At 36.8% G+C, this 13,691-nt stretch carries 19 protein-coding genes and 1 riboswitch; of the genes, 7 read left to right on the top strand and 12 right to left on the bottom strand.

The window, feature by feature from the left end; translation table 11 throughout:
• The first annotated feature begins 77 nt into the window (after positions 1-77).
• From V7097_RS19505 to V7097_RS19495, 3 genes are all read left to right on the top strand, one after another.
• Positions 78-263 (top strand): hypothetical protein, encoded by a 186-nt coding sequence (locus V7097_RS19505; protein WP_335705315.1) that lies wholly within the window; start codon positions 78-80, stop codon positions 261-263.
• 73 nt (positions 264-336) lie between these two features.
• Positions 337-1,245 carry a PucR family transcriptional regulator gene (locus V7097_RS19500; protein WP_335705314.1) on the top strand — a complete coding sequence of 303 codons (909 nt, stop codon included), beginning with the start codon at positions 337-339 and terminating at the stop codon, positions 1,243-1,245.
• Positions 1,246-1,356: 111 nt separating this feature from the next.
• Positions 1,357-2,454 carry an ABC transporter ATP-binding protein gene (locus V7097_RS19495; RefSeq protein WP_335705313.1) on the top strand — a complete coding sequence of 366 codons (1,098 nt, stop codon included), beginning with the start codon at positions 1,357-1,359 and terminating at the stop codon, positions 2,452-2,454.
• 126 nt (positions 2,455-2,580) lie between these two features.
• Here the strand turns inward: V7097_RS19495 and V7097_RS19490 are convergent, their stop codons facing one another.
• Entirely contained in the window at positions 2,581-2,823 is a 243-nt protein-coding gene (locus V7097_RS19490) for a hypothetical protein (protein WP_335705312.1), read from the bottom strand.
• Positions 2,824-3,109: 286 nt separating this feature from the next.
• Here V7097_RS19490 and V7097_RS19485 point away from each other — a divergent pair, with 286 nt between their 5' ends.
• The 3 genes from V7097_RS19485 to V7097_RS19475 all read left to right on the top strand — a co-directional run bounded on the left by V7097_RS19485 (position 3,110) and on the right by V7097_RS19475 (position 4,096).
• A complete protein-coding gene (locus tag V7097_RS19485; RefSeq protein WP_304214603.1) occupies positions 3,110-3,307 on the top strand; it encodes an alpha/beta-type small acid-soluble spore protein in 198 nt (65 codons plus the stop codon).
• A 150-nt stretch (positions 3,308-3,457) separates the two neighbouring features.
• Positions 3,458-3,679: a YozQ family protein gene (locus tag V7097_RS19480; protein WP_335705311.1), complete on the top strand. Its 222-nt coding sequence runs from the start codon at positions 3,458-3,460 to the stop codon at positions 3,677-3,679.
• A gap of 27 nt (positions 3,680-3,706) precedes the next feature.
• Entirely contained in the window at positions 3,707-4,096 is a 390-nt protein-coding gene (locus tag V7097_RS19475; RefSeq protein ID WP_335705310.1) for a hypothetical protein, read from the top strand.
• Between the two features lie 86 nt (positions 4,097-4,182).
• On the opposite strand, the gene V7097_RS19470 is transcribed toward V7097_RS19475, so the two are convergent.
• Positions 4,183-5,448, bottom strand: a complete 1,266-nt coding sequence (locus tag V7097_RS19470) for a hemolysin family protein (RefSeq protein ID WP_335705309.1) — start codon at positions 5,446-5,448, stop codon at positions 4,183-4,185.
• A 411-nt stretch (positions 5,449-5,859) separates the two neighbouring features.
• Between V7097_RS19470 and V7097_RS19465 the strand changes: the two genes are divergently transcribed.
• Positions 5,860-6,243, top strand: a complete 384-nt coding sequence (locus tag V7097_RS19465) for a globin (RefSeq protein ID WP_335705308.1) — start codon at positions 5,860-5,862, stop codon at positions 6,241-6,243.
• 378 nt (positions 6,244-6,621) lie between these two features.
• On the opposite strand, the gene V7097_RS19460 is transcribed toward V7097_RS19465, so the two are convergent.
• From V7097_RS19460 to sigY, 10 genes are all read right to left on the bottom strand, one after another.
• Positions 6,622-7,641 carry a thiazole biosynthesis adenylyltransferase ThiF gene (locus V7097_RS19460; protein ID WP_335705363.1) on the bottom strand — a complete coding sequence of 340 codons (1,020 nt, stop codon included), beginning with the start codon at positions 7,639-7,641 and terminating at the stop codon, positions 6,622-6,624.
• Positions 7,642-8,061: 420 nt separating this feature from the next.
• Positions 8,062-8,829 carry an energy-coupling factor transporter transmembrane component T family protein gene (locus tag V7097_RS19455; protein WP_438824255.1) on the bottom strand — a complete coding sequence of 256 codons (768 nt, stop codon included), beginning with the start codon at positions 8,827-8,829 and terminating at the stop codon, positions 8,062-8,064.
• A gap of 22 nt (positions 8,830-8,851) precedes the next feature.
• Positions 8,852-10,306 carry an ABC transporter ATP-binding protein gene (locus V7097_RS19450; RefSeq protein WP_335705306.1) on the bottom strand — a complete coding sequence of 485 codons (1,455 nt, stop codon included), beginning with the start codon at positions 10,304-10,306 and terminating at the stop codon, positions 8,852-8,854.
• 13 nt (positions 10,307-10,319) lie between these two features.
• Positions 10,320-10,904 (bottom strand): ECF transporter S component, encoded by a 585-nt coding sequence (locus tag V7097_RS19445; RefSeq protein WP_335705305.1) that lies wholly within the window; start codon positions 10,902-10,904, stop codon positions 10,320-10,322.
• Positions 10,905-10,931: 27 nt separating this feature from the next.
• Positions 10,932-11,612, bottom strand: a complete 681-nt coding sequence (gene tenA, locus V7097_RS19440) for a thiaminase II (protein ID WP_335705304.1) — start codon at positions 11,610-11,612, stop codon at positions 10,932-10,934.
• Between the two features lie 99 nt (positions 11,613-11,711).
• Positions 11,712-11,877: riboswitch (TPP riboswitch) on the bottom strand.
• Positions 11,878-11,962: 85 nt separating this feature from the next.
• Positions 11,963-12,277, bottom strand: coding sequence for a YbjQ family protein (locus tag V7097_RS19435; protein WP_335705303.1), 315 nt, complete (start codon positions 12,275-12,277; stop codon positions 11,963-11,965).
• A complete protein-coding gene (locus tag V7097_RS19430) occupies positions 12,258-12,467 on the bottom strand; it encodes a hypothetical protein (RefSeq protein WP_335705302.1) in 210 nt (69 codons plus the stop codon). The genes V7097_RS19435 and V7097_RS19430 overlap by 20 nt, the downstream gene beginning before the upstream one ends.
• Positions 12,464-12,667, bottom strand: a complete 204-nt coding sequence (locus V7097_RS19425; RefSeq protein WP_335705301.1) for a sigmaY antisigma factor component — start codon at positions 12,665-12,667, stop codon at positions 12,464-12,466. The genes V7097_RS19430 and V7097_RS19425 overlap by 4 nt, the downstream gene beginning before the upstream one ends.
• Positions 12,664-13,014 (bottom strand): YxlC family protein, encoded by a 351-nt coding sequence (locus V7097_RS19420; RefSeq protein WP_335705300.1) that lies wholly within the window; start codon positions 13,012-13,014, stop codon positions 12,664-12,666. The genes V7097_RS19425 and V7097_RS19420 overlap by 4 nt, the downstream gene beginning before the upstream one ends.
• A complete protein-coding gene (gene sigY, locus V7097_RS19415) occupies positions 12,968-13,531 on the bottom strand; it encodes an RNA polymerase sigma factor SigY (RefSeq protein ID WP_335705299.1) in 564 nt (187 codons plus the stop codon). Before sigY ends, V7097_RS19420 begins: the two co-directional genes overlap by 47 nt.
• Positions 13,532-13,691 lie beyond the last annotated feature (160 nt).

Raw genomic sequence — 13,691 nt, 5'->3', positions numbered from 1 at the left:
ATCTGGGCGCAAATACGTCAAGGCGTATTTGATCTTTACCTCCTTCACATACTAAGCTGTAAAGGGGGGGTTTTTTTATGGCTGAAAAAGGAAAAGAGCGTGAAGACCTTCAATATGAAGGGAAAGATGAAGTATTTATGGATGTGGACCGCTTCATAAATGAAGGGATGGCTGGTGGCAGCGTCCACCGTTTTCATGATAAAACGAATATAGAGGAAGCACGTGATTTTGAGAAAGAGGAACCACCGAATGTAGTTGAATAACAAAATATAGCGACTCAGTCTCCTTCTGTTATAATAGAAGGAGACTTTTTTGATTATTGAAGGAGTATAGTACATGATTGAAAATTTAATGATGCATTATAAAGATGCTTTTATTACAGCAGAATCACCATATCAAACAGATTTATATTCTTGGTTTTCAACCGACATAGGAACTTTTTTCGGAATTAAAAAGGACCGTCTTTCTACAAAAGAGGCCTCACTTTTATCAACCCTTTTCACACCATATGGCACACATATAAATGATATGAACGACACACAGGCATTTTGGTATAACCTTTTGTTTTTACAACAAGGCAGTCTATCCCCTGATCAATTTTCTTTTTCACATTGTCGATTTATTCAATTTTATGCCGACCAACCGATTACCGACCAAATTGAATTCCAGGAAGCCATTCAAGCACTTCTACCAGGAGATACAGTCTTTTTATGGGAAAATGATTCTAGTGGTGTTCTTATTGAAACAAGAAATGAGGAAATGATTGAGGATGTCTACTACGATGAAATTACCGTTACGTTAACGAGTGATTTTTATACGGACATGCGTTTATACATAGGACAAACTCATCCCTTATCTGACAAGCTTGGTTCACTTTTTCATACTGAGAAAGAATGGTTCCAAAAGGGAATACAATATTTACATAAACAAAAGGTTTATCGATTACATGATATTTTACCATTTTTATTACTTGAAAAAATGGATTCAGATTTTCGAAATCAACTGAAAAATGTGATTCCCAAAGAACTGCAAACTGACCATGAATTACTTGAAACGATAAAGGTATTCTTTGAGAGTGATTTGAATGTATCGAATGCATCGAAGCGGCTATACATGCACCGTAATAGCCTGCAGTACCGAATCGAGAAATTCATAGAAAAATCAGGAATTGATATAAAGCATTTTCACGGTGCAGTTACGACCTATTTAGCCATTCTAGACCTAGAGCATTTTTCGGATTCTTAGACAAACTGCACGAAAACCCTTTCATCGTTTTGTGCAATTTATACATTTACGCATTTTTCTCTTTAAAGTAAACTTTATTTATCGAAAACGTTTACACTAGGAGGAGAAAAAATGGCTGAATTAGTTTTAGATAAAATTTACAAAGTATACGACAATAAAGTAACTGCAGTAGAAGATTTTAACCTTCATATTAAAGATAAAGAGTTTATCGTATTCGTAGGTCCATCTGGTTGTGGTAAGTCTACGACATTACGTATGATTGCTGGATTAGAAGAAATTTCTCAAGGGGATTTCTACATTGATGAAAAACGCGTAAACGATGTTGCTCCAAAAGATCGTGACATCGCGATGGTATTCCAAAACTATGCGTTATACCCACATATGAGTGTGTATGATAACATGGCATTCGGATTAAAGCTTCGTAAATTCCCGAAGGATGAAATTGATCGCCGTGTTAAAGAAGCTGCAAAAATTCTTGGACTTGAAGAATACTTAGCTCGTAAGCCTAAAGCATTATCAGGTGGTCAGCGTCAGCGTGTTGCATTAGGACGTGCAATCGTTCGTGACGCGAAGGTATTCTTGATGGACGAACCTTTATCAAACCTTGATGCAAAGCTTCGTGTACAAATGCGTGCTGAGATTTCTAAGCTCCACCAACGTCTACAAACAACTACTATTTACGTAACGCATGACCAAACAGAAGCGATGACAATGGCTACTCGTCTTGTTGTAATGAAAGATGGTCTTATCCAACAGGTTGGAGCGCCGAAAGATGTATATGACAACCCAGAAAACGTATTCGTTGCTGGTTTCATTGGATCCCCAGCTATGAACTTCTTCCCTGGTACATTACAGGATGGTACATTCACAATTGGTGATGTTAAAATTGCTGTTCCAGAAGGAAAAATGAAGGTTCTTCGTGAACAAGGCTATGTAAACAAAGATATTATCCTTGGTATGCGTCCTGAGGATATTCATGACGAGCCTGTATTCCTTGAATCTGCCCAAGGTTCAAAAATCAATGCACCTATTGAAGTATCTGAGTTAACTGGTGCTGAAACAATGCTTTATTCACAGCTTGCTGGTACTGACTTCGTTGCACGTGTTGATTCACGTACACAAGCAAAACCAGGTGAAATAATCGAACTTGCATTTGACATGAACAAATGTCATTTCTTCGACGCAGAAACTGAAAAGAGAATTAGATAATCTTCCAAGTCAAAAGTCGCTCATTCGTGAGCGACTTTTTTTGTAGGGACCTGATGGAGGGACCAGAGGGACGGTTCTACTGGTTTTACATTTAATGGAGAACCACAAGAACCATCCCTATGGTTCTTATTCTTTGATTAATTTTATTTCTTGGTTATTGCAGCTTGTACAATAGAATAGATGAGCGCATTCATTGTTTTGTAAGGTGGTTTGGATGCCATCTATTTTTTTCATGTCATCAATTTGCATATAGGCACTGTAAGGACCAAAATAATCGATAATACGTCCAGAATCCTCTATCGAATTCCCACATTGTGTACATGAGAAGCTAGCAGTGTTAAAGCCATTACATAATGGACAAATAGGCATGTTCTTCTCTCCTACTCATATTCATTTTTACTTATGAGTAGTTTTTCGATGAAACAACGCTGTTATGCTTTGTTTCCTATAGGAATTAATTGGTAGAGCAATTTTCGAATATAATCTTCGCTACGTCACATAATACTTAGTACAAACACAGCAACAACAACTCACCAAGCAACACCGAAAACAACTTTTATACACACGGGTTAGCCTAGAGGCTAAGGAATCCTTATATCTGGTGCAATTCCGGAGTAACCCACCAAAAAAAATCAGTTTAAGGAGATGAAGGAAAATGGCAAACAACAATAGTAACCAATTAGTAGTACCAGGTGCTCAACAAGCTATCGACCAAATGAAGTATGAAATTGCTCAAGAATTTGGTGTTAACTTAGGTGCTGACACTACATCTCGCGCAAACGGATCAGTTGGTGGAGAAATTACAAAACGTTTAGTATCTTTCGCTCAACAATCAATGGGTGGAAAAGCTTAATAACAATTAAATACTTTGGCTAGAGAGGCACCCTTAAAGGGTGTCTCTTGTTTTTTCTCGTTTATACTCTTCCCAACTTTTGACTTGATTTATTACATATTATTGTTGGAATACTAAGTTAGAGGATACTATATTTAGGAGGAATTTAATATGAAGGATAAATTACAAAATAGTACTGAGGAATTAGCTGCAAGACATTACCAGCCTAGCGACTACGAAAAGAACGATCAATTATCATCAGGACTTGCTACAACCCATGAACAAGTAAGTGATTCTTATATGATGGAAGGCGAATTTCAAGCAGTGGCCAATAAAACAAATAATAAAAATGAGGAAGCATCTAATGAAGGTTATCAGGATTATTATTCTTAATTACGTTTCTTTTAGGAGAGATCCGAATTGAGTGAAGTAAATCAATTTATTCGTGATATAACAACGAAGGCAAAAGATACATTTTCTAATACATCCCAAATCGTTAAAGAAAAAATAAACACTGTTTTGCATAGGCCAATGGCTACGATCGATGACCTTGCAAAATATATTTCAACCCATCCAGATACGAGTTTCGACACAAAAGAATTTCTTGGGTTTCAGTATCATTTTTACCACCTTAGGTTCGCGGATACTACCTTTTATCTAGAAACAAAAGGCGATCATGGTGACTATATTCTTGACCTATCAGTGGCTTCACCCGAAGGTACAATTTTTGAGTACCACTCTTTCGAAAAGAGATATGGCGTGCACGACAAAGTCACTATCCCAGCAGCCTTGGCCACTATCATTCAGTAAATACCAAGGGACCAAGGGGACGGTTCTACTGGTTTTCCATTTATTTGAAACCACAAGAACCGTCCCTCTGGTCCCTCTATATCTTATTATTCGATTTCTAATATTGGTTGGTTAACTTCTACATTTACTTTTCTGATGCGGCGGTTTTCCACTTCTATAACCGTTAAAGTGAGATGTAAGTAATCAAAGGTATCTCCGGAAACTGGAATTTTTTCAAATGATTCAAAAATCCAACCCCCAACTGAATGATGCGAGCTTTCTGGTTCTTCAATTCCGATAATATCCGCAAAATCGTCAAGTGGCATATCCGCATTTATTTCATATGTAATTTCATCTAATTGTGTAATGTATTTTATCTTTTCATCATGTTCATCCCAAATTTCACCGACGATTTCCTCGATGATATCCTCTAATGTAATCAAACCTGAAGTTCCACCAAATTCATCAACGACGATCGCCAAATGCGTTTTGCTTTTTTGAAGTTCTGGAAGCAAGGTTGAGATTTTCATCGACTCAACTACGAAGAATGGTTTACGAACAATTGAACGAACATTTATTTTCTTTTGTTGAACGAGAAGACTTAAAAATTCGCGTTCTGATAAAACCCCGATAATATTGTCGATATTGTCTTCGTAAACTGGTACACGTGAATAGCGTTCCGCTAAGAACATATCTCTAATTTTTTCAATTGAAGCATTGACTTCTACTGCAACCATATCGGTACGGGGTGTTAATATCTCCCCAACTAGAATATCATTGAAATCTAGGGATCGGTGTACTAATTCTTTTTCTTTATTATCAATAACTCCTTCTTCCTCACTCAAATCAACCATTACTTTTATTTCTTCTTCTGTAAAGGACGGAGTATCATTATTACTATTGTTAAGCTTGGCTGCAAATGCTTTTAGTAATCCAAATAGATAGGTAACTGGTGTCAATATCTTCATTAATATCAATAATATCCCAGAGACCCTTAATGAAAAGCTTTCCGCATTTTCTTTTGCGAATGATTTTGGTAAGACCTCTCCAAATACTAAAATGAGCAATGTCATCACAAAGATACTTATCACAAGTCCGGTATTCCCACCAAGAAGGTCTGAAGCAACCTTTGAAGCTATTGATGCAGCAGCAATATTTACGATATTTTTTCCAACTAAAATAGTTGAAAGGGCGTTATCAAAGTGCTCGGTAATATAAAATGCTCTCCTACTTCCACGCCGCTTTTCATCCACATAATTCTTCAGTCGTATTCGGTTGACACTCGAATACGCAGTTTCACTTGCGGAGAAAAACGCTGATAGCATGATTAGAACGAGTAACAAAAAGATGGTACTCTGTGGCAAATCGTCCACGTAAATTTCACACTCCTAAATTGTAATTAACTTTGTTTTTGTTTATGATGGAGACAATAAGACTAAAGTAAAAATTTCAATGAATAATCAAATGCGCCTTGGCGTATTTGCGCCCGATTTTTTTCGAGTTTGCTCGAAAAATTACCTTTGAAAAATCGTGGCATCCGCCGGAGGCTTTAAACTTTATTTAGTCAGGTTTTTAATACAACAATCAATTGTATACACATAATGTATTCATTTCACAATATGTAGAAGTACGAAACTGAATAAAGTTTAAATATCTATTATTTTTATAATAGCAAACATTCTTTTACATGGGAATGATTATATGGATGTGTGATTTAAATCACACCGAGTTATTTTTAGTATTGGTATAGTACTAATAAAGAAATATTAAGTGGCGGTGATTACATGGACTTTAAACTCAATACTTTATATGAAGAAATTGGTGGCGCAGATGCCATCCAAAATTTAGTGAATACATTTTATCCAAAGGTATATGCCGATCCTGATTTAGCTCCATTATTTGAAGGAGATATGGAGGAAATTAAAAGAAAGCAATATTTGTTCTTAACACAATTTACAGGAGGACCGACATTATATAGTAATGAATTTGGAGCTCCGGCAATGAGATATCGTCATATGCCTTTTGAGGTAACCCCAACACGCGCAAGAGCTTGGCTTCGCTGTATGAAAGAAGCCTTCGAGGAAACCGGCCTTACTAGTGATGCGGCAGAGGCCTTCTATGCTCGCCTTCAACAGGTGGCAGGAATTATGGTTAATACAGCAGATTAATAAGAAAAGTGCATGCGCCTTGATCAGCCCCGACAAGCACAAGACGAGCCAGCGAGAAGGTTGCTCTTTGACCTTCTTGATGGATTGGCTTGTGACCTCGAGGGGCTAGGCGCAGGAGCTAGACACCAAAAAATCCACGAGGTAATCGTGGATTTTTCTTATGATTCGATGATAATTGCACCTATAAAGAACACTAGTACTAAAGCTGCCGCAATATTAAATGTAATTGATAATTCCTCCACAATAACTCCCCCATTATCTATTCTATGGTATAAGAGTATCATCAAATGTGGAAAAATCAGGTTCAATATTTAGGCAGTTTTTTGTCAAAGGAATGAACATTTTGTGAATCTGTATTTTGACCTAGTCAACTTGAAATTATCCTAAATATCGATGATACAAACTCCTTGCTTCGGATAGATCCTTTGTTCCATGAATGAGGACCCGACCGTCCTTGAATACAACCATTCTGTTTGGACCTTTTGTAAATGATAATAAGTATGGATTTTTTTCGACTTTTCCACCTTGCTCGGTTAATAGTTCTGCGATAGATTCTAAATCTCTTTCAATTTTTTCACTAGGTCGTATTTGAACTGAATCCCTTCCACATAATACCGCTGATTTTGTTTGATTCTCAAAGGATAAAAATGGATAGGTAGGATTTGTTCCACAGGAAAGACAGCCTTCCTTTTTCACGCGATCAACCTTAATCGCAGTATGTTGATTTTTCCATAAATCAAATGATACTAATTTTTTTCGCAGTGCAAAGTAATCCTCAACCAATAATTTGAGTGCCTCTGTTACTTGATAGGCAACTACCATTTGAACAGCTGGGCTAATGATTCCAACCGTATCACAAGTAAGTCCTCCCATAGGTACGGTTTCAAGGAGACAATGAAGACAAGGTGTCTCCCCTGGCAGGATTGCATAACTAATCCCATAACTTCCAACACATGCCCCATAAATCCATGGGATGTTGTATTTTTGTGATGCGTCATTTAAGAGCATTCTTATATCAAAATTGTCAGTTGCATCGATTATTAAATCTACGCCCTCAATAATATTTTCAATCTCCTGAATGGAAACATCCATTACATGTGCCTGAATATCAACATCTGAATTTATTTTTTCTAATCGTTCCTTTGCTGCAACCGCTTTTGGTAAGCGATTGATCGCATCATCTTCACTGTATAATTGTTGTCGCTGTAGATTTGTCCATTCTACATAGTCACGGTCAACGATTGTCAGCTTACCGATGCCGGCACGTACAAGCCCCTCAGCACTTCCAGTACCTAGTGCACCTGCACCGACTATAAGAACATGTTTCGTTCTAATTTTCTGTTGCCCTTGGACTCCAATTGAGGTAAATAACTCTTGCCGAGAATAGCGTTCATTCAACTCGATCATTCCTTCCTTAAAACTCCTATGTATCTTCAATTCAAATTTTTTATCCTTAATCTTGAAAATATCGTAACACATCTTATTCCCTTCAATGAAGTATCAAGACATCTTAGCTTTCATCAAATATATCGTTTTGCGGCTGGGTGATACCGTTTATGTCATTTGCGGTATATCATTTATTGTTTTGCGGCTGGTTGATATACCGTTTATGCTGTTTGCGGTATACCATTTATCGTTTTACAGTTGGATGATATACCGTTTAAGCTGTTTGCGATATACCATTTATCGTTTTGCAGTTGGATGATATACCGTTTATGCTCTTTGCAGTATATCATTTATCGTTTTGCGGCTTGATGATATATCGTTTATGCCGTTTGCGGTATATCATTTATTGTTTTGCAGCTTGATGATATATCGTTAGAATTGAATGGAGAAATAGTATCCAAGACTTAACATAAGCATAAAATATAGGATAAAAATCATATCGTATTTGGATAGAGTAAGCTCATAGTAAAAGGTTCGTTTTTTTTGGTTCGAAAATCGCTTTGCCTCCATTGCTACCGCAATTCGATGAGCACGTCTAATACTTTGCGATAATAAGGGAATTGAATAAGCTTTTAGTTTAAAAAAGATAGATTGCAGCCCTTTTTGACGTTCAACCCCACGAACACGCATCGCATTTTGTATTGTTTGAAACTCTTCTATCATAATAGGAATTAATCGTAATCCCGCCATAAAGCTATATGCGTATTTGGGTGGCATCTTTAGTTGCTGCATCAAAGAATAAAAAAGGAAAACAGGTCTTGTAGTTAATGCAAAGGTCAGGCCAAGCCCCGCAAAAATAATTCCTCGAAATCCCACAATTAATCCTTTATATATGCTTTCCTCTGATATTGTAATCAGTCCCCACTTATACAATACCATTTCTCCTTTTCCAAATAGAATCATAGATGATGAGGTTGAGAGAAAGATGAGGAAAAATGGTAACGTAAGTAAAATGATTCTTTTAAACGAATGTCCCGTGAAACCAAAAAATAAGATAAATACGACCAACGAAGTATGAATGAGTAGATAAAGATTATCAATAAATAATACAGCTATACATAAGCTGACCAATACAAACAGCTTTACACTTGGGTTAGTTCTATGAAGCCATGTTATTTTACTTGAAAGTTCCATTTGTATATTCCTTTCTCCCATTACACTGTTACGATGTTAAGGTTGACAATTGCCTTTTAGCCAATTGATCTTTTATCAATTTACCATTTTCAATCGTCCAAACCCTTGTCGCAAAATACATCTCAATTTTTATATCATGAGAAACCATCATAATCGTCTTGTTCTTTTGTCTGTATTTTTCTAATAATGTTAGGAGTGCAAATGTATTTTTTGAATCAAGTCCAAATGTAGGTTCATCTAACAAAAGAATTTGCTGACCTCTTACGATTGAGGCTGCTACACTTAATCTTCTTTTTTGTCCCATCGACAACTGATAAGGATGTTTGTTTTTATGATTTGTGAGACTGAAAATTTGTAAAAGTTCCTCTACCGAGGCTGTGATTTCTTGTTCATCTCTTTTATCAACTCGTAAGGAATATGCAATTTCCTCATAAACAGAGTTTGTGACAAATTGCAGCTCAGGGTTTTGGAAAACAAAGGTCATCATTTCATTTAATCGCTTACCATTTTTTACGTTATTCCCATATAGCGAATAGTGACCTGTCGTTTTAATAAACTGCATCAGTGAGTCTAGTAATGTACTTTTTCCAGCACCATTCTTCCCCTTTATCACAATCCACTCTCCTGAGTGAATCTTGACATCATTCACACAAATTTTTTCCTTCTTCTGCCTATACCCATTGAAGTGTTTAAGGCTAATAACTGGAGTATTATCTATGCCGGGACTTTCTTGTTGCACCCATTCAAAGTCTTGAACAAAGTGATCCCAGACACCTGGATACCAAATCCCTTGCTCTCGCATGATCGTTTCAAAATTGGATAAGATTTCTATCTTATTACCATCAGCAATAATTTCTCCTTCAGCATTAAAAAGAATAATTCGGTCCACAATCTCAAGGACATGATCAAGCTTGTGTTCGACAATTAGCAACGTTTTATCATGCCCGACATCCTTAATAACCTCCCAAATCTCCTTTGTCCCATCAGGATCAAGCATTGCTGTTGGCTCATCTAAAAATAATACATCAGGAACTAGCGCCAACACTGCCGCAATGGCTAAACGTTGTTTCATTCCCCCAGACAAAGTTTGAATGCTTGTATGGATGTTTTCTAAGTCCAACCCACCCTGGTTTAGATATCTTTTAATACGCTCTTCCATTTGTTCCCTAGGAATTTTTAGATTTTCCAGGACAAATGCAAGTTCTTCATCAACAAACGGCATACAAAACTGGGAATCAGGATCTTGGAAGACATAACCCCATTCTGATGGGACCTGCAAGCATTCCGTTTTCATTGGTACTTCAACTGAGTTCGGAATAATCCCACTTAATACCTGAAGGAGTGTTGATTTCCCACACCCTGAAGGTCCAAGAAGTAAAACCTTCTCACCTTTTTTAATATGGCAAGTTAAGTCCTTAAAAAGTAAGGACTCATCTCCCGGAAATTTTAATCGAAGTTTTTCAACAAACGTAATTGATTCCATTTTCGACACCCTTTTATTTTTGATCAAGTGCATCAAAATCATTTTTCGATAGTGGGCGTACAAGATTTGTTACTCCCGTCATCTCTAACACTCTTACAAGGTAGTGTGCAAATAAACCGGCAAATAGGATGGATCCTACAAATCTAGCAACTAGGAATAAAGCCAGATTCCACGTAGCTAAGTCAACGATTTCACCATAAGCAAAATCCATAATTATAGACCCTAAGCAAGATGCTGAAGCTGCTAACACAACAACAGCAAGATTATATCTTTTATACCGAAATATCATAAATACAGCTTCAGCAAACAGCCCTTGAACAACACCGTAAAAAAGAACAGTTAGGCCCCATGGAGACCCTAATATAAATTCCCCTGAGGCTGCTGCAATCTCTGCTAATAAGGCAACTCCCGGCTTACGAATAACTAAGTATGCAATAATCGCTGCAATAAACCACATACCATATAGAAACTGATCAGCATGTAACCCAATTGGCTTTACAATATAATACAAAGAGCCCCAAATGATATAAACAATTCCGAATGCAATTGCAATTACAATTGTAACCAAAATATCAGTTAGTTTTAGTCCTTTATTCATGAAGAATTCTCCTTTTTTCGTAGACTATTATGCTTCTACTTTGTGTTGAACCGGCCAGTTTTCTAAACGGTAGGCCATTTCCCAAAAGGAGTATTCGTACTGGCTACTAATGATAAAATGTTCCTTCATACGTTTCCGGTCTGCTTGCGTTGCTTTTTCTGCTAATTCATTTATCCGATCAATTTGTTCTTCAACAAGGGTTTTAAACCAATCACCACCATAGGCAGCAATCCATTCCTGATAGATCGGTTCTTCTGGTTTGCAACTTTGAAGCCTTTCACCGATTTCGTAATATAGCCAATAGCAAGGCAATAAAGCTGCAATAATATCACCTAAATGTCCAGAATATGCCGCCCTATACAGATGTGATGTATATGCATAAGCTGTAGGTGCCGGCTTAAAGTTATGTCGCTCCTCATCCGTGATTCCAAGTCTCTTTGAAAAGCTTTTATGCAAGGATAACTCGGCTTCATAGGTCCCTTGTGCATGAATTACCATCCTGTTTGTCGTATGTAAATCCTCGGCCTTCGCTGCCCCTAATGACTGCACCTTTGCAAAGTGAGTAAGATAATAGGCATCCTGTTTTACGTAATATCGAAAACACTTGATTGGTAATGAACCATCCCCAATTCCTTTTACAAATGGATGCTCAAAGCTTGCCTCCCATATTTGATTTGCTTCTCTTCTAATTTCCTCTGAAAATAACATTTTCATTTTTCCTCCCTTTATTGTTATTAGCAAAATAAAAAACCACCTTCTCTACGCAGTGTAAAGAAAGTGGTTTGGATTTAGGCATAAAAAAACATATTGACCGTTTCCCCACTTCCCTACGCTGGTACAAACCAGATCAGGTTCTAAGGGTCTTGAGGTCATGAAAAAATTCAATCCTCAATCTCAGCCTTCAGTAATAGATTCGTAGGTATTTGACCTAACAAAATATTATTACCCTATTAAGGCACCCCTAGTGGAACTACTAAAATATTTAAATATTTTCCTTTGTACCATCCTAACATGAAGATACGATTTATAAAAGCCTTTTTTGAAAGTTGCAGTTTTTACTATTCAACATATACTGCCGTACCATATGCGATAATTTCAGATGCATTTTGCATAACAGATGAGGTTTGTAGACGCATCGCAATAACAGCATTTGCTCCTTTTGCCTTCGCGTCATCTACCATTCGTCCAATTGCTTTTTGACGGGATTCCTCCAGCATTTCAGTGTAATCTGAAATTTCACCCCCAACAATTGTTTTCAATCCAGCCATAATATCTCTTCCAATATGCTTTGACTGAACAGTTCCTCCTCTAACAAATCCTTTTAGTTCTTTCACTTCTTTTCCGGGTACATAATCAGTAGTCACGATAATCATTTTCGTCATCCTCCACTTTTTCTCGTTTTCGTTCCCAAACTAATAAAGCAAATAATAGAACAATGGCAACCATGTAAAACGCATAGAACATCAGCGCCTTTGAAATATCAATGAACAAAAATACAATTCCTACTATTTGTCCAACAATGGCTATCATCAATACAATATATTTCGCAATATTTCTCATCATTCTCTACCTGCTCCGCGTCGATAAATTTTTCTTGCAACTATGAAATAAAAAACGATCGGCATTGGTGCTTGGATTAATCCCCATATTCCCCAAAACCAGTAATTATGCCCCCGCTTTCTTGCGTCTAAAAATAACCAAAAGCTTTGAATAAGTAGGATGATGGCTATTAATATCCAGAATTTGATATCATCCGTTTTCATGTACGCATCACCCGTTTTCGATATCGATAGAGGCTATAAATCGGGAAGCTAATTGTTGCGATCCCTTGAATGACGATAAAGACAAGCGGCAGTTTGAAAAATGCGGTGATTAAACCTGTCATAATGAATAATGCAATCAAGATAAAGGCAGTTAAATCCCGTCTAAATTTCTTCTTTTCTTTCTGTTGTTCAACTGCTACCATTTGTTCAAAAGCTCGCAAATCAGGAGTGAAAACCGAAAAATGTTTATCTATTTTTGCAAGTGCTTCATTTATGACTTGAACCGTTTCTATGTCTTCTTCATGTTGTGGTTCGTTCTTTAATAGGAATAGCTTGTTTTTCTTCATTGGGTCTCAACTCCTTTCTTACTGTTTGGATTCCGTTATGTATTCTCGATTTAACAGTACCAAGGGCGATATGAAGCATATCTGCTATTTCTTCATATGAATAGCCATAGTAATGTTTTAGAACAATTGGAATCCGAATTTCATCAGAAAGCCTTCCTAAAGCGTTAAGAACATCATTCCAATCCTCAGAATGGTTATCAAATTGCCATTTCATTTTGCGTAATGCTTGTTCCTGATGCTGATAGTTTTGTTCGCGTTTCTTTCTTCGAAGATCGTCAATGTATAAGTTTGTCGCAATTGTTATGAGCCATGAGGAGAATTTTGCTTTTCCGTTATACATTTTGATTTTTTCCATACTTTTCATCATTGCTTCCTGTGCCAGGTCTTCGGCAATATCAGGCTTCATTGTAACTTTTATTAAGTATTTTACTAAAAAAGGATAATGCTCCTTAAAAAGCATCGCAAACGCGAGTGAGTCACCACGCTTTGCACTGCGAATTAGTTCCTTTTCATCCATGCAATGAATTCTCCCCCAAGAAAATTTGATTATCTTTATTTTTCGTTTGTAGTACGAATGAGGCAACCAAAAAGTTCATTTCATTTTTAAAAAATATTTTTGTTATATTCTTTTTTGCCTAGTTTAACCCAAAAAAGAAGCCAACTTAAACATGTTTTGG

The sequence above is a fragment of the Bacillus sp. JJ1562 genome (genome assembly GCF_036962705.1).
In the GTDB taxonomy this organism is placed as follows: Bacteria; Bacillota; Bacilli; order Bacillales; family Bacillaceae_L; genus Ferdinandcohnia.
The sequence above is the reverse complement of the archived record's forward strand: the minus strand, read 5'-3'. Positions and strand labels throughout refer to the sequence as shown.

Bases quoted from the DNA above. Each gene is read 5' to 3' on its own strand.
- V7097_RS19480 (WP_335705311.1), top strand. From the start codon at position 3,458: ATGAAGGATAAATTACAAAATAGTACTGAGGAATTAGCTGCAAGACAT.
- V7097_RS19430 (WP_335705302.1), bottom strand. From the start codon at position 12,467: ATGATGAGAAATATTGCGAAATATATTGTATTGATGATAGCCATTGTT.
- V7097_RS19485 (WP_304214603.1), top strand. From the start codon at position 3,110: ATGGCAAACAACAATAGTAACCAATTAGTAGTACCAGGTGCTCAACAA.
- V7097_RS19420 (WP_335705300.1), bottom strand. From the start codon at position 13,014: ATGAAGAAAAACAAGCTATTCCTATTAAAGAACGAACCACAACATGAA.
- V7097_RS19435 (WP_335705303.1), bottom strand. From the start codon at position 12,277: ATGATTATCGTGACTACTGATTATGTACCCGGAAAAGAAGTGAAAGAA.
- V7097_RS19490 (WP_335705312.1), bottom strand. From the start codon at position 2,823: ATGCCTATTTGTCCATTATGTAATGGCTTTAACACTGCTAGCTTCTCA.
- sigY (WP_335705299.1), bottom strand. From the start codon at position 13,531: ATGGATGAAAAGGAACTAATTCGCAGTGCAAAGCGTGGTGACTCACTC.
- V7097_RS19500 (WP_335705314.1), top strand. From the start codon at position 337: ATGATTGAAAATTTAATGATGCATTATAAAGATGCTTTTATTACAGCA.
- V7097_RS19495 (WP_335705313.1), top strand. From the start codon at position 1,357: ATGGCTGAATTAGTTTTAGATAAAATTTACAAAGTATACGACAATAAA.
- V7097_RS19450 (WP_335705306.1), bottom strand. From the start codon at position 10,306: ATGGAATCAATTACGTTTGTTGAAAAACTTCGATTAAAATTTCCGGGA.
- V7097_RS19445 (WP_335705305.1), bottom strand. From the start codon at position 10,904: ATGAATAAAGGACTAAAACTAACTGATATTTTGGTTACAATTGTAATT.
- V7097_RS19505 (WP_335705315.1), top strand. From the start codon at position 78: ATGGCTGAAAAAGGAAAAGAGCGTGAAGACCTTCAATATGAAGGGAAA.
- V7097_RS19465 (WP_335705308.1), top strand. From the start codon at position 5,860: ATGGACTTTAAACTCAATACTTTATATGAAGAAATTGGTGGCGCAGAT.
- V7097_RS19425 (WP_335705301.1), bottom strand. From the start codon at position 12,667: ATGAAAACGGATGATATCAAATTCTGGATATTAATAGCCATCATCCTA.
- tenA (WP_335705304.1), bottom strand. From the start codon at position 11,612: ATGTTATTTTCAGAGGAAATTAGAAGAGAAGCAAATCAAATATGGGAG.